Genomic DNA, 18,245 nt, shown 5'->3' on the forward strand with positions numbered 1-18,245 from the left:
GTGTCGATACCGGCGGTGCCGGACCGGGCAGCATCAGAACCGGCCGCGTCGGATCGGGCTGCGTTGCAACGGCCCATGCCGGACCGGCCCGCCGTACCGGACCGGGCCGCCCCGCCGCGCGAGGAGCGTGGCGGCGGCCCGGCCGGGGCGGCCGTTCTGGCCGCCCTCCTCGCCGCGACCGTCCTGGTGGGCCTCTGGCATCTGACCCAGGGGACCTCCGGCGTCGGCGTCACCGACCTGCTGCGGCATCTCACCGGGCAGCCGGAGAACGCCGGCGGCGCACCCGTCGGCGAGATCCTCACCGGCTCACGGCTGCCGCGCCTGTTCGCGGGCGTGGCGGTGGGCTTCGCCCTCGGCTGCGCCGGCACCCTGCTCCAGTCCGTCACGCACAACACCCTCGCCTCGCCCGACACCCTCGCCGTGTCGGCCGGCTCCTACTGCGCCGTGACGCTCGTCGCCGCCTTCGGCGTCACCGCCCCGCTCTGGGCGTCGGGCGCCGTCGCCTTCGCCGGCGGCCTCGTCGCGGCGGCCCTCGTCCTGCTCCTCGCGGGCCGGGCCGCCGGCACCTCCGGCAGCCGCCTCGTCCTCGCCGGATCGGCCATGGCGATGGCCCTGGACTCCGCGACCGGGATGCTCCTCATCCTGTTCAAACAGAACACGACCGGCCTCTACGCCTGGGGCAGCGGCTCGCTCTCCCAGCTGAACATCGACGCGTCGCTGCGCGCGATCCCGCTCGTCCTCCTGGTGCTCTGCGCCGCCCTGGCCCTCTCCCGGCGGCTGGACGTCATGAACCTGGGCGACGACACCGCGGCCACCCTCGGCGTGCCCGTCCGCTCCACCCGGGTGGCCGCCGTGGTCTGCGCGGTGCTCCTGACCAGCACCTCCGTAACCCTCGCCGGCCCGATGGCCTTCGTCGGCCTGGGCGCCCCCGTCCTGGCGCGCCTGCTCGCCGGGCGGATCCGCGCACTGCGCCGACACCTGCTGCTGATCCCCGCGGCCGGTCTGCTCGGCGCGTTGCTCATCCTGCTCGCGGACGCGGTCCTGCGCGCCGTGCAGGGGGCCGACGGGGCGGCCGCCATCCCCACCGGGGTGCCGACCACCCTGCTCGGCTCCGTCGTGATCGTGGTCCTCGCGCTGCGGCTGCGCGACACGGGCCGGCTGCGGCAGCCCCCGCCGGCCCGGGTCGCCGTGCGCTCCCGCCGCGGCTACCTCCTCCTCGTGGCCGGTGCGCTGGTCCTGCTGGCCGCCGCCGTCCTCGTGGCCGTCCTGGCGGGCAGCCTCTGGCTGCGCACCGGGGACCTCGCCCTCTGGATCCGCGGCACCGCCCCCGGCCTGGTCGGCCAGGCACTCGACGACCGGGTGCCGCGGGTGACCGCCGCGGTGCTCGCGGGCGCGGCGCTCGGACTGGCCGGATGCGTCGTGCAGGGCACGGTGCGCAACCCGCTCGCGGAGCCGGGGATCCTCGGCATCACGGCGGGCGCCGGACTGGGCGCGGCGGGCGTCGCCACCTCGGGCCTGGGCGGCGGGCGCACGGTGCTCATCACGGTCGCCGTCTCGGCGGGCCTCGCCACGTTCGGCCTGATCGCCCTGCTGGCCCGGCGCGGGGGCTTCCTGCCCGACCGGTTCGTCCTGATCGGCATCGGTACGGGGTACGGGCTCAGCGCCGTGACCACGTTCCTCCTGCTGCACGCCGACCCGTACAACACCCCCCGCATCTTCACCTGGCTCTCCGGGACGACGTACGGCCGTACGTTCCCCGACGTCGCCCCGGTCGCCATCGGCCTGGTGCTCGCCCTCCCCGTCCTGCTTCTCCTGCGCGAGCGGCTGGACCTGCTCGCCGTCGACGAGGACACCCCGCGCATCGTCGGCGTCCGCGTGGAGCGCACCCGCTTCACCGCGCTGGCGATCGCCGCGGTGCTCGCGGCCCTCGGTGTGGTCGCCGTCGGCGTCGTCGGCTTCGTGGGGCTCGTCGCCCCGCACCTCGCCCGGTCCCTCGTGGGCGCCCGCCAGGCCCGTGCGATCCCGGTCGCGATGCTGCTCGGCGGCCTGCTGGTCTGCGTCGCCGACGCGCTGGGCCGCACGGTCGTCGCCCCCGCGCAGGTGCCGGCCGGCCTGATGATCGCGCTGGTCGGCGCCCCGTACTTCATCTGGGTGCTCCGGCGGTCGCGGGCGTGAGGCCGGGAAGGTCCGTGCCTCCGTACTTCCCCGTCCCCGACTCCGTCCCCATCCGTATCGCGTCAGGAGAGTTTCGTGCGGTCTGTGCAGAGTGTCGTCGTCATGCCGTACGAGCCGGAGGGGGTGTCGGCGCGGCTCGGGCACCCCGGGGTGGCGGAGCGCTGGCGGTCGGTGGACCGCTCGGCCCATGCCCCGCACGTGGTGGCCGTAACCGGTGAGAGGGGCGACGACTGGACCGCCGCCGCGCTGGTGACGGCCCGTCCGGGGACGGGGTATCTGAAGATCGTCGATGCCGTCGGGGACGTACCGGCGGCCCTCACGGCGGTCACCGCCCATGCGGTCCGCCGAGGACTGGTCCAGCTGAAATGGGAGGGGTGGACGGCGACCCCCGAGGAGGCGGCGGCCGCGGGCTTCACCGCCCTGGACCCGCCGGTCGCGCAGGCGCAGGGCGCGGCGGGCCCGGAGACCGGCTATGTGCGCTGGCTGTACGAGGAACTGGTGGCGGCGCCTGCGGAGGAGGACGCGGCGATGGCGCCTGTACACGAGGGCCGGACGAGGGAGCACGCGTACGCCGACACGGTGGCGGCGCCTCCGTACTACGGGCAGAGCACCCACTTCACCTGCGGCGCCGTCACCGCCCTGGTCGCGCAGGCGCACGCGGGAGTCCTGCCGCGCGAGGCGCTGGACCGCCGGGCGGAGCTGACGCTGTGGCGGGACGCGAACAACGTCATGGCGTGCGAACCCGTCGGTCTGGGGGTCGCCCTGCGCAGGGCCCGGCCGTCGTCCCGTGTCACGGTCCACCTCGACACCGACCGCCCCGTCCTCCTCGACCACCTCGCGCCGGACGACCAGGAGTGGCGCGCCCTGCTCCAGAAGGTGTCCCGCACGGAGGCGGAACGCCTGGGCGTCCCCGTCGACCCGCACCACCTCCCCCTGAGCGCGGTCCGGGAGGCGATCGGCCGGCGCGACCACGTCCTGCTCCTCCTCTCGCTCGCCGCGATGCAGGGGTTCGACGTGCCGCACTGGGTGCTCTGCCACGGCGCCGTGCCCGGCGCCCTCGTGATCGAGGACCCCTGGGCCAACGCCGCGACGGGGGACACCTGGGTCGACGCCCACCTCCTGCCGGTGCCCGACGCGTCCCTCGACACCATGTCGACGATGGCTCCGGGCGGCTTCCGCGGAGCGGTGACCCTCGGCAGCCCGCACCGGTGAACGCCCCCGACCGCGCCGGCCCGGGGGCTACGCTGCCCGGTGCCCGGCACCGCCGTACCGAGCCGCCGCCGTACCGAGGAGAAGACGAAGCGATGGAGATCCGTCCCACGACCGACGAGGACCTGGAGGTCTTCGTCGACACCGTCCACACCGCGTTCGGGAGGTTCCCGGAGACCCCCGTCACGGACGGCGGGCGCTGGTGGTCGGCGCTGGAGATGGAGCGCGCCCTGTTCGCCGTCGCACCGGACGGCAGGCCCGTCGGCACCGCCGCCGCGTACTCCTTCGAACTCACCCTGCCCGGCCGCATACCCGTCCCGGTCGCCGGCGTGACCGCCGTGGGCGTCGTGCCCTCGCACCGGCGGCAGGGGGTGCTCAGCGCGATGATGCGGCACCAGCTCACCGAGGTACGGACCCGGGGCGAGTTCCTCTCCGTACTGCTGGCGTCGGAGGCCCCGATCTACGGCCGCTTCGGCTACGGCCCGGCCACGTCCACCGCCCGGCTGACGGTGCCGAGGGACAGGGCGGGGTTCGCGGTGGCCAGGGGGAGAGGGGCGGGCGCGGGCGTGGGCGCGGGTGCGGGGACCGGTGCGGGCGCGGCGACCGGCATCGGCGATGGCACCGGCATCGGCTCGGGCGCTGGCTCGGGGACCGGCATCGGCTCGGGCGCAGGCTCGGGGACCGACATCGGCCCCGGCGACGGTTCGGTCGAGGTGCTGAAGCGGGCCGACTGCGGCGAGATTCTCGAAGCGGTGTACGACCGGTACCGCCGCGCGCAGCCGGGGGCGCTGTCCCGGCCGCCCCGCTGGTGGGCGCTGGGGGCGGGGCAGCCGCCGGTGTCCCCGGCGCCGCGCTACGTGGCGGTGCACCGGGACGCGGACGGCGTGCCGGACGGGTACGCCAGCTACTCCCTCGGCGAGGAGAACACCCTGACGGTCGACGAGACCGTCGCCACGGACGACGCCGTGTTCACGGCCCTGGCCCGGTGCGTCCTCGGGCACGACCTGGTCTCCCGGATCGTGTTCCGGCACGTCCCGCCCGAGCACCCGCTGCGCTGGCAGCTCGCCGACGTCCGGGCCGGTGAGGTCGGCGGCCAGACGGACTGGCTGTGGGTGCGCCTCCTCGACGTACCGCGTGCGCTGACGGCGCGCGGCTGGTTCGCGGACGGGGAGATCGTCCTGGACGTCGACGACCCGTTCCTCGGGGAGCGGGCCCGCCACCTGCTGACCGTCCGCGACGGGAAGGCGGACTGCGTCCCCACGGACCGGGACCCGGACCTCTCCCTGGACGTGCGGGACCTGGGGTCGGTGTACCTGGGGGGCACCCGCCCGAGCACGCTCGTACGCGCCGGGCACATCACGGCGCACCACCCCGGCGCTGCGGCACTGGCGGACACGCTGTTCGGGACGGAGGAGCCCCCGCACTGCCTGCACTGGTTCTGAGGGTCCGGGGCGAGTCCGCCCCACCCTCATCCACACGAGGCGAGGATCGATCCCGCGTTCGAGGGAGATCTACTCGTCCGTGTCCCTGTACCGTGATACGCGCACGTGGACGCCGATGCGCTCGGGCTCCCGCCCGTAAGGGGGAGCCGGTGGTGCGTCCGGAGTCGCGGCCGACCCCACCCTTCTTGATCCTGAGCGGACGTTTGTGGCATGAGTACTAGTATCGGAATCGTCGGTCTGCCGAATGTCGGCAAGTCGACCCTGTTCAACGCCCTGACCAAGAACGACGTGCTGGCGGCCAACTACCCGTTCGCCACGATCGAGCCCAACGTCGGCGTGGTCGGTGTCCCGGACCAGCGCCTCAACAAGCTGGCCGAGATCTTCGGCTCCCAGCGGCTCCTCCCGGCGACCGTCGACTTCGTCGACATCGCGGGCATCGTGCGCGGCGCGAGCGAGGGCGAGGGCCTGGGCAACAAGTTCCTGGCGAACATCCGCGAGTCGGACGCGATCTGCCAGGTCATCCGGGCCTTCAAGGACGAGAACGTCGTCCACGTCGACGGCAAGGTCTCGCCCAAGGACGACATCGAGACCATCAACACCGAGCTGATCCTCGCGGACCTCCAGTCCGTGGAGAAGGCCATCCCGCGCCTCACGAAGGAATCCCGTCTCCAGAAGGAGAAGGTCGCCGTCCTGGCCGCCGTCGAGGAGGCCAAGAAGATCCTCGAAGCGGGCGACACCCTCTTCCAGGCCGGCATCACCGCCGGCACCGAGAAGGGCCACCTCCTCCACGAGCTGCACCTCCTCACCACCAAGCCCTTCCTCTACGTCTTCAACGTCGACGAGGACGAGCTGGTCGACGAGGACTTCAAGAACGAGCAGCGCGCCCTGGTCGCCCCCGCCGAGGCCATCTTCCTCAACGCCAAGATCGAGTCCGAGCTGATCGAACTCGACGACGACGAGGCCCTCGAACTCCTCCAGTCCATGGGCCAGGACGAGCCCGGCCTCGCCACCCTCAGCCGCGTCGGCTTCGCCACCCTCGGCCTCCAGACCTACCTCACCGCCGGCCCCAAGGAATCCCGCGCCTGGACCATCAAGAAGGGCGCCACCGCCCCCGAGGCGGCCGGTGTCATCCACACCGACTTCCAGAAGGGCTTCATCAAGGCCGAGATCATCTCCTTCGACGACCTCGTCGAAGCCGGCTCCGTCGCCGAGGCCCGCGCCAAGGGCAAGGCCCGCATGGAGGGCAAGGAGTACGTGATGCAGGACGGGGACGTGGTGGAGTTCCGCTTCAACGTGTAGCCGCTGACATATCACCACGTCACTGATCCGGCAAACATACAGGTCAGAGAGGGTCCGACTCTTCGGGGTCGGGCCCTTGGTTTTTTCCCGTGCTGGGATGGTGCTGGGATAGCTGACCACTCGTCACCTGTCATCACCCCTGCTCACCCCTACCGTGCTGGGATCGTGCTGGGATGGGATGGGGATGCCCGTGCTGGGATTTGAGCGAGCGGGGCGCTGGCCGAGTGTGAGGGCAGTGCGGACGTGGCGCTTTTCCTACTCGTTTGACACACTCGGGGTATGGGTGAGACGACGTACAGCATCGGGGAAGGCCCGGCGACGCGGGTGAGCCTGTCGCTGCCGGAAGGGACCGCGGAGGCGATCCGGGCGCGCGTGGGGAAGCGGGAGTTCTCCGCGTTCATTGCCGAGGCGGTCGAGCGTGAGCTGCGCGGGCAGGTCCTGGACGAGTACCTGGCGGACTACGAGAGCCGCAAGGGGCCGGTTTCCGAGCCGGCTCGTCAGCGGGCGCGGCAGGTCTTCGACGAGGTGTTCGCCGAGGAGGCCGAGTGGCCCGCCGCAGGCTGAGTCACGAGGGCTCGCTCGTCCTGGACAGCGAAGGGCTCTCGAAGCTGCTCGCCGATGACGAGCAGGTGGTGGCTCTGATCGCTGAGGCGCGCTCGCGCGGCATGGAGGTCGTGATCAGTGCGCTCACCATCATCGAAGTCGTCCACGTCCGTACGAACAAGTCCCGCCTGAACTGGGTGCTTTCCGGGCTGCGGGTCGTCCCGGTGGGTGATGAGGAGGCGAGGGCTGCCTCGAAGTTGTTGATGAATGCCGGGTTGCACGGACACAAGTACGCGATCGACGCGGCCGTCGCCGAGGCCGCGCTGCGACAGCACCGCCCCGTGGTCATGCTGACTTCCGATATCGACGACATGGCCAAGCTGTGCGGCGATCGGGTCCGGCTCGTGGCGGTGTGATTTCCCTTGGTCCGGCTCAGTAGGAGCGGGGGTTCTTCCTCCAGCTCACGGATCCTCTTGCGGGCTGCGGGCTGCGGGCTGCGGGCTGCGGGCTGCGGGCTGCGGGCTGCGGGCTGCGGGCTGCGGGCAGCTCCGCCTCGACGGCGTCACTACTGCCCGGGACGACGGCCAGCGGCGAGGAATGGGCACCGACCCGACGTCCATCGGCAGCCCGGATCCAGTTCCTCAGCGTCTCGGTATTCACTCCGAGATCGCCGGCGACGGACTTGATCGTCGCGCCCGGCCTCGACCAGTACAACGCGACCGCGTCCGTCTTGGACTCGGCGGGGTAGTGCTTCATCCCCACAGGGACTCCGTTCTCCTGGAGCATCAAGACCCAAGTTTCTCCGGTGTCCAAAATCCGGGGTCAGGGCCCCACTCGTCCACTCGCGGTGATCGAACTCGGCCTCGACAGCCCTGAGCCGGAAGTCTGACGGCAGGCCCGGCCGGGGGCGCCTCAGCCGATCAGGGCCGTGGGTCGTGGTCGATCAGCTTCAGCAGGCGTCAGTGCCTCGGCTTTCGTCTCCGGGGCGTCCATGTCCCAGTGAGCCAGCTCATTCCAGTACTCCTTGACGGCGGTGATGCGGCACATGAGTGGGAGCGTCGGCCGCTCGCAGGTAGGGGTGCGCTCAAGGGGAAGCGGATTCGGCCAGGCTCCGGGAGCGCTGCACGTGGTGAGCAGGCCCGGGCGGCTACGCAGCCTCGTCGCGCATGGCGGACTGGGCCGACTCGCTTTCGACGCCGATGACTTCGACGGTCACGCCGCGAGCGGCGAGGGCCTTCGCGGTCTGGGCCAGGGTGATGGCGGAGAACGGGAAGAGGGAGTCTGGTGTGAGCTTGGCTCCGTCCTTCAGAAGGATCGCGAAGACGACGCGGCGCGGGATGAAGTCCTCGGGGACGCTGCGGGCCGGATCGCTGTTGACGTGTACGGACCGGGCGAACTCCGCGCGTACGGCCGCGTTCTCGAAGAGGAGCTCAACGGAGACGCGCGCCTGGCTGAACAGGTGACTCAGCGGGCTTGAGGAGTGCGCGGGCTTCACGAGGACAAGAGTGTCGTCCTCGGTGAACAGGTCGCAGATCTCGACGGAGTTGCTTGCCCGAAAGGGGTTGTGGACATTCTTCTTGTCCAGGCAGACCCAGCCGCGACGGGCCTGGGCGGCCAGCTTGTTGTAGTCGCCTTCGTCTACGGGACGCATCACGCGCATACCCTTCCTGTTGAGCTTCTCGACGAGCGGCCAGCGGGGGAGATCGACTGAGGGCGCGTCGGGGAACAAGGGAGCCACGGTCTCGTTGACGTTGCGCAGGTAGCCCGCCCCGAGCTCGTACCACTCACCGTCGAGCAGACAGAACGTGCGGGAGCTGAGGGAGAAGGTGGCCTCGATCCACTTCATGGCGGTTTCCTTGGACAGGGCTTCCAGGGAGGCGGTGCGCGGGGCGAGCGCGGTCCGTGCGGAGAGCGTGTCACGAAACAGTTCGACGGTGCCCTGCCGGAGCGCCGTGACGCGGGCGCCTGCCTTGATCACACGGGCCCGCTCCAGGACGTAGTCGAGACTGAACTCGTCACGGAGGTGGGGCGGGCAGGACCCGATCTTGATGGTGCAGGCGGTGGACCGGGGCAGGTCGGTGCTCTGGGAGAAGGGGACGGCGGCGATGATCCGGCCGTCTGCGGGACGGCCGAGCGTGGCGTCCAGTTCCGCATCGAGCGCGTCGATGAGGGAAGCGTCCTTGACCGCGGTGATGTGCTCGATGAAGGCCAGGTCGGGGTGGGGAACGTCGTGCTCGCAGATCGTGGCGATGGCGCGAATGTCCTTGATCAGCGTGGCGGGGGTGGTGCCGAGTTTGATACGGAGACCGATGCCGCCCTCCGCGGACATGGCCCCGTTCCTGGTGCCGCTCCCTGCAGTGAGGCCGACTTCGTCGAGGTAGCCGCCGAGGTGGCGGATGATCCGCCCGTGGTCCCGGAGTCCGAGTGCCGGTGCGGAGGCGCCGGCAGGGATCAGGGAACTGTCGATGCGCGCCTGGCCGAGGAGGCTGGCAGTGAAGTCCCGCACCTGACGCGGGTTGATGGCGCGGATACCGAAGGACAGACCGAAGCGCGCGTCCTTGAGCTGGGCGGGGAGAAGCCGGTAGCCCTGGTCGAAGCCGATCGCGTACACCACGTCGTCGACGGCGAGCACGAGCAGTGCGCCGGTGCGCTGCTCGCCCTGCAGCAGGTCCGATTCGCCGGCGAGCCGGAGGACATCCTTGCCCCAGGCGGCTTCCTCCTTCGCTACGGCGAAGGACACCGCGAGGGCGGGAACTCCCATGTGATCGCTGACGTCGCGCACGACCGCGTCCAGGGTGTCGAGGGCGTCGACGTCGAGGGCTTCGAGCATCGACTCAGGGGTCGCCTTGACGCGGGTCAGGCGGTACAGGGTGCGCTTCGACGCGGTGCTGGACACAGAGGTCTCCTGGGGCGAGGTTGCGGTGCGGTTCGGTAGCACGAGCGGCCTTACGGGACGGGTGGTGTCGAGGCGGACAGGGGTGAGTGCTCGGCAAGGGAGCAGAGGCGCGGCGATGAGGACGCCGGCGCGGTCAGACTCGAATGGGGCCAGCGTCCCGGCGGGTGGTGCCGGGGTGATGGTGGCGAAGGTGCCAGAAGATTGGAGGTGAAATTGTTCGAGAACCTGATAACCCTGGTTATCAATCACTGGCGAGGCTGAGAGCTCGACCGGCTGTAGCGTGTGAGGCGCACTGGGAGAAACGTTCTCGACCGAGAGCACGAGGCAGTCGTCACGAAGGGAGCGGAACCGCCATGGCCAGCACGCGTGAAGCAGCCGTTCCCGTCCTGCCGGAGGAGACCTCCTGGCGGATCAGTTACGCCGAAATTGGGGCTTTGGCCCAGGTGCAACGGCCCGTCGTCACGACCTGGGCGCGCCGCCACGCAGACTTCCCCGAGCCCGTCGCATACGAGGGAGTCAGCCCGCTCTTCGATGGCGGCGAAGTCGCCGAATGGCTTCTGTCCACCGGCCGCGGCAACGCTGATGCCGACCAGATCCGGGCGGAGCTGGTGCTGCACACCCTTTCCGCTTGGCGGCGCGCGATCCCCGCCCGCACGCTGGTCGACACAGTGACCGCGCTGCTCTGCCTGCGCCAGCTCCTCGACGAACCGCTCTCCGAGCTGCCGTGGCGCACGATCCTGGAGCGCGCCTCGGAGACCGACTTCGAGGACACCTACCTCCACAAAGAGCTGCGCGACCTGCCGGACGCCGAACGTCAGGGTCCCCTGCTCGCCGTACTCGCCGACCACCTCACCGAGGCCGCCTACACCCCGGCCGACGCGCTCGAACGGGTCATGGACGCGCGCCGCCGCCTGGGCTGCGACGACCTCGCCGCCGACGAACCGATTCCGCTGGTGAGCCGCACGATGGCCCACCTGACCGGCCTCGCGCGACTGAACGAGCGCGAGGAAGGAACAACGGCCGCCGTCCTGCATCCCCGGAGCGGCGATCTCTTGGTCGCCCTGCACGAATCCGTGTCCGACGCCGAGGACTCACCCTTCTTCCTCTCCGCGGACCCGATGCCGGACCTGGCCCGGCTCGCCCGCCGCCGCCTCATGGCACAGGGCGTCCAGGAATTCGAGATGGACCTTGCCGACGGCGAGGAACTGGCCACGGAAGACTGGGGAAACCCGCACGTCATCGCCTGCTGCCTGCCCTATGAGGCGGCCGAGACCCGCAGCCCGCTCGCCGTCCTGCAAAGCCTGCAGGACCTCACCGACCTCCTTGCCGAGGACCGCACTGCCATCGTCCTGGGACCCGCCGACGCGCTCGTCCGGCCCCTACCCGCCCGCGGGGAAGCGGACCGTCTGCGCCGGGGCTTCCTGGAACAGCACCTCCTCAAGGCCGCGATCAGCCTGCCCGAAGGCGTACTCCCCTTCCGCCCGGCCCACCGCACCGCGATCTGGATCCTGCACCGCACCCCCGAAGACAAGCGCACCGGCCAGATCTTCCTCGCCGACCTCTCCTCACGCCCCCTCACCCCGCAAACCCTGGACGGGCTGGCCGAGGACATCGACATCTTCCGCGACGCCGGCTGGCGGGCGGACAGCCGCCACGAACCGCGCAACGCCGCCGTCGTCCGGGCCACCGCGCTGACCGGCGCACCCGGTGCCGCGTTCACCCCACAGCACCGCCCGCACGCCGACCGCTACACCCGCACCGTCGTCGAACGCCCGGCCCGCATCTCCGAGACCGAACTCCGCCTCCAGCAGCTGATCGACGCCACCCGCAGCGCCCTCGACCACGCGCCCACGATCCGCGCCAACGCCGTCCTGCGCCCCGACGACCAGCCGGCCCGCCGCACCACCGTGGCCCGCCTGCTCAAGGACCGCCGCCTGCGCCGACTGCCCGGCCACCGCATCGCCGCCGAACACCTCCTCGGCGGCGGCGCGGGCCACTACACGGTCCTCACCCCGGCCGAGATCACCGGCAGCGCGCCGGTCGGCAGCCACCGCATCGACCGCGCCGTACTCCACACCACCTACGAGCACGCCTACTTCACCGAACGCGGCGACATCGTCGTCACCGCCACCCCGAGCTTCGGCGCGTACGTCGACGACGAGGGCCTGTCGGTGGTCGCCTTTCCCGCCCGCGTCCTGCGCGCACGGTCCGACGCCGAGCATCCCGTACGGCCCCGCGCCCTGGCGGCGCTCCTGCGCTCGGCGGCTACAGAACACCGGCGGGTGAGCGGCGCGGTCCGCTCCGCCCGCCGCATAGAGGACCTCCTCATCCCCGACCTCCCTGGCGACGAGGCCGAGCGTTACGACGCCCTCCTGGCCGACATCGCCCGCCGTACGGCCCTGCTGCGCCAGCACGCGGCGGCCCTCGACGACCTGACCACCCTGACCGCCGCCGGCCTCGTCGACGGCACGCTGACCCTCACCGAACCCCCTCTCGTCCGACCCTCGTCCGACTCTTGAAGGAGACCCGAGCGCCCATGCCTCCCCGGAAGAAGAAGCCCGCCGACCAGGCGGAGCTGTTCACCGCCTCCACACCCAAGGAGATCCAGGCCATCCTCTGGAAGGCCGCCGACAAGCTGCGCGGCTCCATGGACGCCAACCAGTACAAGGAGTTCGTCCTCGGCCTGATCTTCCTCAAGTACGTCTCCGACGCCTTCGAGGAACGCCGCGAACAGCTCGCCAAGGAGCTCGCGGAGGAAGGCATCGCCGAAGACCGCCTGGAGGAGTTCCTGGAGGACCAGGACGAGTACACCGGGCACCACGTCTTCTGGGTCCCCGAGAGCGCCCGCTGGTCCTCGATCTCCGCCAACGCCAAGAGCGGCACCGTCGGTGAAGTCCTCGACCAGGCGATGGACGCCATCATGAAGGCCAACCCGTCGCTGACCGGCGTCCTCCCCAAGATCTTCAACAAAGACAACGTCGACAAGAAGCGCCTGGCCGAACTCGTCGACCTCATCACCGACGCCCGCTTCGGCGGCAGCGACGACAAGCCCGCCCAGGACGTCCTCGGCGAGGTCTACGAGTACTTCCTCGGCAACTTCGCGCGTGCCGAAGGCAAGCGGGGCGGCGAGTTCTACACCCCGAGCAGCGTCGTCCGCCTCCTTGTGGAGGTCCTGGAACCGTACGAGGGCCGCGTGTACGACCCGGCCTGCGGCTCGGGCGGCATGTTCGTCCAGGCCGCCAAGTTCATCGAGGCCCACCGGGGCCGCGGCCACAAGGCTGACATTTCTGTCTACGGCCAGGAGCTCAATGAGCGCACCTGGCGCCTGGCCAAGATGAACCTCGCCATTCACGGCATTGACGGCAACCTCGCCGCCCGCTGGGGCGACACCTTCGCCGATGACAAGCACCCCGACCTCAAGGCCGACTACGTCATGGCCAACCCGCCCTTCAATATCAAGGACTGGGCGCGCAACGAGTCGGATGCGCGGTGGAAGTACGGCGTCCCGCCGAGGGGTAACGCCAACTACGCCTGGCTCCAGCACATGATCAGCAAGCTGGGGGAGCGGGGGACGGCGGGCGTCGTCCTTGCCAACGGCTCGATGAGCAGCCAGCAGAGCGGCGAGGGCGAGATCCGGCAGGCGCTGGTGGACGGGGACATGGTGGCGTGCATGGTCGCCCTGCCGGCCCAGCTGTTCCGGACAACGGCGATCCCGGCTTGTTTGTGGTTCCTGGCGAAGGACAAGTCGCCGGGGGGTGTGAAGGGACAGAAGGCTGCGGCTGCGGATCGTCGGGGCGAGATCCTGTTCATCGACGCCCGGGACATGGGCGAGATGGTCGACCGTACGGAGCGCGTTCTGACGGAGGTCGACCTCGCGAAGATCGCCGGGACGTACCACGCGTGGCGGGGGACTACGAGCGCGAAGAATTCGGGAGAGACGTACGCGGACGTGCCGGGGTTCTGCGCCAGCGCGGACCTAAAGACAGTGCAGGAGCACGGGTATGTGCTCACGCCAGGACGATACGTCGGGGCGGCTGAGGTCGACGATGAAGGGGCTGAAGCGGTGCCGGACAGAATCGCTCGCCTGACGGGGGAGCTGTACGCGCTGTTCGACATGTCCCGTGAACTTGAGGACAGCGTACGGAAGCAGCTCGGGAGGGTTGAAAGTGACTACTCGTGAAGTTCCTTTCTCGGACCTGCTGAGCTTCGTGGTCGATAACAGGGGGCGTACGTGTCCTACCACCGATGAGGGTATCAAGCTCATTGCAACGAATTGCATCAGCGATGAGGCTCTTTACCCTCGCTACGAGAAGGTTCGGTACGTCTCGCAGGAGACTTACGACGGATGGTTTCGGGCGCACCCCGAACCGGGGGACCTGATCTTTGTGTGCAAAGGATCTCCAGGGAGAGTGGCTCTCGCTCCGGATCCCGTGGATTTCTGCATTGCGCAGGACATGGTCGCCGTTCGCCCGGACGCCTCGAAAATCGATCCGCTCTACTTGTTCGCTATTCTCCGGTCGCTTGAGATTCGAAACAGGATCGAAAATCTGCATGTGGGGACAATGATTCCCCATTTTAAGAAGGGTGATTTTCATAAGCTGATGATTCCGGTCCCCGAGCGCGGGGTGCAGGAGGGTATTGGTGAGATCTATTACGAGATCTCGCGAAAGATCGCCGTCAATGAGCGCGTCTCGGCTACTGCCGATGCTCTCTCTCGCGTGCTCTTCGGTGAAGCTTTGCTGAAGTCAGCCGATGGATTTAGCGATCAGCCTCTGACGGCTGTGGCTGAGTTCATCAATGGACGGGCTTATACGAAGGGTGCCACCGGGACGGGGCGCATGGTTGTGCGGATTGCTGAAATCAACAGTGGTCCGGGGGGCTCTACGGTTTACAACGAAATCGACGTTCCAGATCGGCATTTGGCTCGCCCTGGAGACTTGCTGTTCGCGTGGTCTGGCTCATTGACTGCTGCGCGATGGTTTCGACCCGAAGCGATCATTAATCAGCACATTTTCAAGTGTATTCCAAGGGATGGGTATCCGATTTGGCTGGTGAGTCAACTAGTGCATCGGAAGTTGGATGAGTTCCGTTCAATCGCTGCCGACAAGGCAACCACGATGGGGCACATTCAGCGCAGGCACTTGGATGAGCCTGTACCGGTTCCGGGCCCCAAGGCTTTGGGGGCTTTGGATGGCGTAATCAGCCCTCTCTGGGAGCGCGCGCTGGTAGCTGAACAAGAGTCTCTGAGCCTCGCCACCCTCCGCGACACCCTCCTCCCCCAACTCATGTCCGGCCGCCTCCGCGTTAAGGACGCCGAGAAGATTGTCGAGGACCACGTATGACCACGCACGGGAACGACAACGGCAGCAGCGACACCCCCACCCCCGACAACTTCCGCCTCCTCGAAATCGACTGGGAGTTCCTCGCCCTCGAAGAGCTCGTGGAGCTCGACTGGCCGAAGGCCGAGGGCAATGAGCTCGCGCCCGGCTCCGGCCACCGCCGGTCCTGGGACGACCTGATCCTCTACTCCGATCTCCGCGAGGCCATCGAGAGGCTCAACCCTGCCCTCCCCCCGGAGGCCGTCCGTGAGGCCCTCGCGACTGCCGTGACCCCGACCTCCCAGGACACGTACGAGGAGAACCGGACCGCGCACGGCTACCTGACCGACGGCATCCACTCCGTCACGTACACCGACGCGCTCGGCGCCGAGCACACCCCGACCGTCCGGATCGTCGACCTGGAGCACGCGGACGCGAACACATACCGCGCCGTCCGCCAGGTGACCGTGATCAACGGTGAGCGCAACCGCCGCTTCGACCTCGTCCTGTACGTCAACGGGCTTCCGCTCGCCGTCATCGAGCTCAAGCGGGCCGGCGACCCGAACGCCACCCTGGCCGCCGCGCACACCCAGATCCAGCACTACGTCGAGGAGTTCCCGACCGCCTTCCGCTACAACGCGGTCGTGCTGCTCTCCGATGGGATCACCGCGAAGTACGGCACGCCCTTCACCCCGTACGAGCACTTCGCCCCGTGGAACACCGACGAGTTCGGCGCCCGCGTGGACACCGTGGACGCTGCCGCCGTCCACGCCGACGCCGATGCCGACGTTCCGACCGGCCAGGACCTGGCCCTGCACGGCCTGTTCACCCAGCCCCGCTTCCTCTCCCTCGTCCGGTCCTTCATCAACTTCGTGCCGGCCAAGCGCATGAAGCGGATCGCGAAGCCCCACCAGTACTTCGCGGTTACCCGCGCCGCCGACGCCGTACGCCGCGCCGCCGCGACCGACGGCAAGGCCGGCGTGGTCTGGCACACGCAGGGCTCGGGCAAGTCCGAGGAGATGGTGTTGACCACCAACCTCGTCATGCGCGACCCCGCCCTGCACAACCCCACCGTGGTGGTCGTCACGGACCGCACCGATCTCGACGACCAGCTCTTCGACACGTTCAAGGAGAGCGAGGTCCTGCCGGAACAACCCCACCAGTTCCTCAACCGCTCCGAACTCCGTGAAGAGCTGGCCGCCAAGCGCACCGGCGGCATCCTCTTCACCACCCTCCAGAAGTTCGGCCGCACCAAGCTGGAGAAGGAATCCGGGACCGACCACCCGCTTCTCTCGGAGCGTCGCAATATCGTCGTCGTGGTCGACGAGGCCCACCGCAGCCACTACGACCACCTCGACGGCTACGCCCGCCACCTGCGCGACGCGCTCCCGCACGCCACGCTCCTCGCCTTCACCGGCACACCGATCTCCGAGGCCGACCGCAACACCCGCGAGGTCTTCGGCGACTACATCGACACCTACGACCTCAAGCGGGCCGCCGACGACGGCGCGACCGTGAAGGTCTACCACGAGAGCCGTGTCGTCCAGCTCGTCCTTGACCACGACGTCGACCCCACCGCCATCGACACCGAGGCCGACCGCATCACCGACGGCCTGGACGACACCGAGCGCACCCGCGTCGAGCAGGCCGTCGCCACCATGAACGCCATGTACGGCGCCCCCGCCCGGATCCGCGACCTGACCCAGGACCTGGTCGAACACTGGGAAGCACGCCGTGCGGCCATGCTGCCGTTCGTCGCGGACGCCGACGACGCACCCGGCGGCGCCCCCGGCAAGGCGATGCTCGTCTGCGCCACCCGCGAGATCTGCGTCCGCGTCTACGACGCCCTCAAGATCCTTCGCCCGGACTGGCACACGGACGACCCCACCACCGGCGCCATGAAAATCGTCTACTCCTCGGACTCCCGCAAGGACTCCAAGGAACTGCGCGCCCACGCCCTGCGCGACTCCCAGCGCAAGGCCGTCATCAACCGTGCCAAGGACCCCGAGGACGAACTCCAGCTCCTCATCGTCAACAACATGCTCCTGACCGGCTTCGACGCGCCGCCCATCCACACCATGTACCTGGATCGGCCGCTGCGTGGCGCCGGCCTGATGCAGGCCCTCGCCCGCGTCAACCGCCGCTTCCGCAAGAAGGAGGACGGCCTCCTCGTCGGCTACGCCCCGCTCACCGAGAACCTCCAGAAGGCCATCGCCGAGTACTCCGCCGACGACCAGGCCGACCGGACCCTCGGCCAGGACATCGACCGCGCCCTGGACGAACTCCGCAACGAGTACGACATCCTCGACCAGATGCTTCTCGGCTGGAACTGGCGCGAACGCCTCTCCCGCCCCGACGCGAAGGCCTTCGTCAAGGCGGCCTACACCACGGCCGAGTACCTCCGCAGCCCCGCCACCCCGGGCAACAACCCCGACCAGCTCGACGACCCGAACCAGACCCTCAGCCGCCGCTTCCGCGAGCACGGCTACCGCCTGGAACGCTTCTTCGCCCTCGCCGGCTCCTCCGCCGACATCTCCTCCCGGTTCACCGACCAGCCGTACTGGAAGCGTGACATCCAGTTCCTCGTCGAGGTCCGTACGTACATGGCGAAGCTCGACGCCATGGACCGCGAGGCCCAGGGCCTGCCGGTCGCCCGCGACGTCGCTCTCTATCTCTCCCAGCTCACCTCCGCCGTCGTCGAGACCGGCGGCGTCACCGACCTCTTCTCCGAGGCCGGACTGGACAAAGCCGACCTCACCCACCTCAACGACGCCCTCGTCGGCCGCCTGCAGAACAGCGAAACCCCGCACCTGGCCGCCGAAGCCCTGCGCCGCCTCGTCGAGAAGAAGATGCGCGAGCAGACCCGGCACAACATCGTCCGCCAGACCGCGTTCTCGGAGCGCCTCCAGGACCTGATGACCCGCTACATGCGTCAGCAGCTCACCAGCGCCGAGATCATCGCCCAGCTGGTGGAACTGGCCAAGACGGTCGCGGAAGACGCCCGGCGAGGTGAGAAGTTCACCCCGCCGCTGGGGAACGACGAACTCGCCTTCTACGACGCGGTCGCCGACCTCGGCAGCGCTCGCGACCTCATGGGCGACGAGGTCCTCTCCGGTATCGCCCGGGACCTCGTGGTCCAGGTCCGCAAGAATCTCAAGAAGGACTGGATCGCCCGCGAGCCCGTCCGGGCCAGGCTCCGCGCCACCATCAGGCGCCTCCTGGCTCGCCACGGCTACCCGCCGGAGCAGTCCAAGGAAGCGATCGACCTGGTGATCCGCCAGATGGAACACTTCGCCGACAAGTGGTCCCAGGACGGCTCGGCTGCCGACGCATAGCCCTCGCTCATATCGCTCCTGGCCCCGG

The 18,245-nt window shown here is 69.5% G+C and carries 12 protein-coding genes; 10 read left to right on the forward strand and 2 right to left on the reverse strand.

Annotated features, from left to right (window positions below):
* The first annotated feature begins 75 nt into the window (after nt 1–75).
* The 6 genes from ACZ4FH_RS32265 to ACZ4FH_RS32290 all read left to right on the forward strand — a co-directional run bounded on the left by ACZ4FH_RS32265 (nt 76) and on the right by ACZ4FH_RS32290 (nt 7,084).
* Nucleotides 76–2,175 (forward strand): iron ABC transporter permease, encoded by a 2,100-nt coding sequence (locus ACZ4FH_RS32265; RefSeq protein WP_467309330.1) that lies wholly within the window; start codon nt 76–78, stop codon nt 2,173–2,175.
* A gap of 102 nt (nt 2,176–2,277) precedes the next feature.
* Nucleotides 2,278–3,387, forward strand: a complete 1,110-nt coding sequence (locus ACZ4FH_RS32270) for a peptidase C39 family protein (protein WP_467309388.1) — start codon at nt 2,278–2,280, stop codon at nt 3,385–3,387.
* Between the two features lie 92 nt (nt 3,388–3,479).
* Entirely contained in the window at nt 3,480–4,826 is a 1,347-nt protein-coding gene (locus tag ACZ4FH_RS32275) for a GNAT family N-acetyltransferase (RefSeq protein WP_467309331.1), read from the forward strand.
* A 210-nt stretch (nt 4,827–5,036) separates the two neighbouring features.
* Nucleotides 5,037–6,125 (forward strand): redox-regulated ATPase YchF, encoded by a 1,089-nt coding sequence (ychF, locus tag ACZ4FH_RS32280; protein WP_383634501.1) that lies wholly within the window; start codon nt 5,037–5,039, stop codon nt 6,123–6,125.
* Between the two features lie 279 nt (nt 6,126–6,404).
* The gene (locus ACZ4FH_RS32285; RefSeq protein WP_093721254.1) at nt 6,405–6,689 is read left to right on the forward strand and encodes a hypothetical protein; all 285 of its coding nucleotides are present in this window, start codon (nt 6,405–6,407) and stop codon (nt 6,687–6,689) included.
* Nucleotides 6,671–7,084: a PIN domain-containing protein gene (locus ACZ4FH_RS32290; RefSeq protein ID WP_467309332.1), complete on the forward strand. Its 414-nt coding sequence runs from the start codon at nt 6,671–6,673 to the stop codon at nt 7,082–7,084. The genes ACZ4FH_RS32285 and ACZ4FH_RS32290 overlap by 19 nt, the downstream gene beginning before the upstream one ends.
* 16 nt (nt 7,085–7,100) lie before the next feature.
* On the opposite strand, the gene ACZ4FH_RS32295 is transcribed toward ACZ4FH_RS32290, so the two are convergent.
* Nucleotides 7,101–7,454 carry a transposase gene (locus ACZ4FH_RS32295; protein WP_467309389.1) on the reverse strand — a complete coding sequence of 118 codons (354 nt, stop codon included), beginning with the start codon at nt 7,452–7,454 and terminating at the stop codon, nt 7,101–7,103.
* A gap of 361 nt (nt 7,455–7,815) precedes the next feature.
* The gene (locus tag ACZ4FH_RS32300; RefSeq protein ID WP_467309333.1) at nt 7,816–9,564 is read right to left on the reverse strand and encodes a DUF6119 family protein; all 1,749 of its coding nucleotides are present in this window, start codon (nt 9,562–9,564) and stop codon (nt 7,816–7,818) included.
* Nucleotides 9,565–9,917: 353 nt separating this feature from the next.
* On the opposite strand from ACZ4FH_RS32300, the gene ACZ4FH_RS32305 reads away from it, so the two are divergent.
* Genes ACZ4FH_RS32305 through ACZ4FH_RS32320 form a run of 4 tightly spaced genes read left to right on the forward strand, consistent with a single transcriptional unit; the run spans nt 9,918 to nt 18,217 of the window.
* Entirely contained in the window at nt 9,918–12,083 is a 2,166-nt protein-coding gene (locus tag ACZ4FH_RS32305) for a hypothetical protein (protein ID WP_467309334.1), read from the forward strand.
* 17 nt (nt 12,084–12,100) lie between these two features.
* On the forward strand, nt 12,101–13,744 hold the full coding sequence (locus tag ACZ4FH_RS32310) for a class I SAM-dependent DNA methyltransferase (protein ID WP_467309335.1): 1,644 nt from the start codon (nt 12,101–12,103) through the stop codon (nt 13,742–13,744).
* A gap of 28 nt (nt 13,745–13,772) precedes the next feature.
* On the forward strand, nt 13,773–14,906 hold the full coding sequence (locus ACZ4FH_RS32315; RefSeq protein WP_467309390.1) for a restriction endonuclease subunit S: 1,134 nt from the start codon (nt 13,773–13,775) through the stop codon (nt 14,904–14,906).
* Nucleotides 14,903–18,217, forward strand: a complete 3,315-nt coding sequence (locus ACZ4FH_RS32320) for a type I restriction endonuclease subunit R (RefSeq protein WP_467309336.1) — start codon at nt 14,903–14,905, stop codon at nt 18,215–18,217. The genes ACZ4FH_RS32315 and ACZ4FH_RS32320 overlap by 4 nt, the downstream gene beginning before the upstream one ends.
* The last annotated feature ends 28 nt before the right edge of the window (nt 18,218–18,245 follow it).

It is taken from the genome of Streptomyces sp. NPDC024555 (assembly GCF_055559335.1).

What these genes read in the sequence shown, in the direction of transcription:
- ACZ4FH_RS32265 (WP_467309330.1), top strand. Translation starts at nt 76, where the DNA reads ATGCCGGACCGGCCCGCCGTACCGGACCGGGCCGCCCCGCCGCGCGAG.
- ACZ4FH_RS32270 (WP_467309388.1), top strand. Translation starts at nt 2,278, where the DNA reads ATGCCGTACGAGCCGGAGGGGGTGTCGGCGCGGCTCGGGCACCCCGGG.
- ACZ4FH_RS32275 (WP_467309331.1), top strand. Translation starts at nt 3,480, where the DNA reads ATGGAGATCCGTCCCACGACCGACGAGGACCTGGAGGTCTTCGTCGAC.
- ychF (WP_383634501.1), top strand. Translation starts at nt 5,037, where the DNA reads ATGAGTACTAGTATCGGAATCGTCGGTCTGCCGAATGTCGGCAAGTCG.
- ACZ4FH_RS32285 (WP_093721254.1), top strand. Translation starts at nt 6,405, where the DNA reads ATGGGTGAGACGACGTACAGCATCGGGGAAGGCCCGGCGACGCGGGTG.
- ACZ4FH_RS32295 (WP_467309389.1), bottom strand. Translation starts at nt 7,454, where the DNA reads ATGCTCCAGGAGAACGGAGTCCCTGTGGGGATGAAGCACTACCCCGCC.
- ACZ4FH_RS32305 (WP_467309334.1), top strand. Translation starts at nt 9,918, where the DNA reads ATGGCCAGCACGCGTGAAGCAGCCGTTCCCGTCCTGCCGGAGGAGACC.
- ACZ4FH_RS32310 (WP_467309335.1), top strand. Translation starts at nt 12,101, where the DNA reads ATGCCTCCCCGGAAGAAGAAGCCCGCCGACCAGGCGGAGCTGTTCACC.
- ACZ4FH_RS32320 (WP_467309336.1), top strand. Translation starts at nt 14,903, where the DNA reads ATGACCACGCACGGGAACGACAACGGCAGCAGCGACACCCCCACCCCC.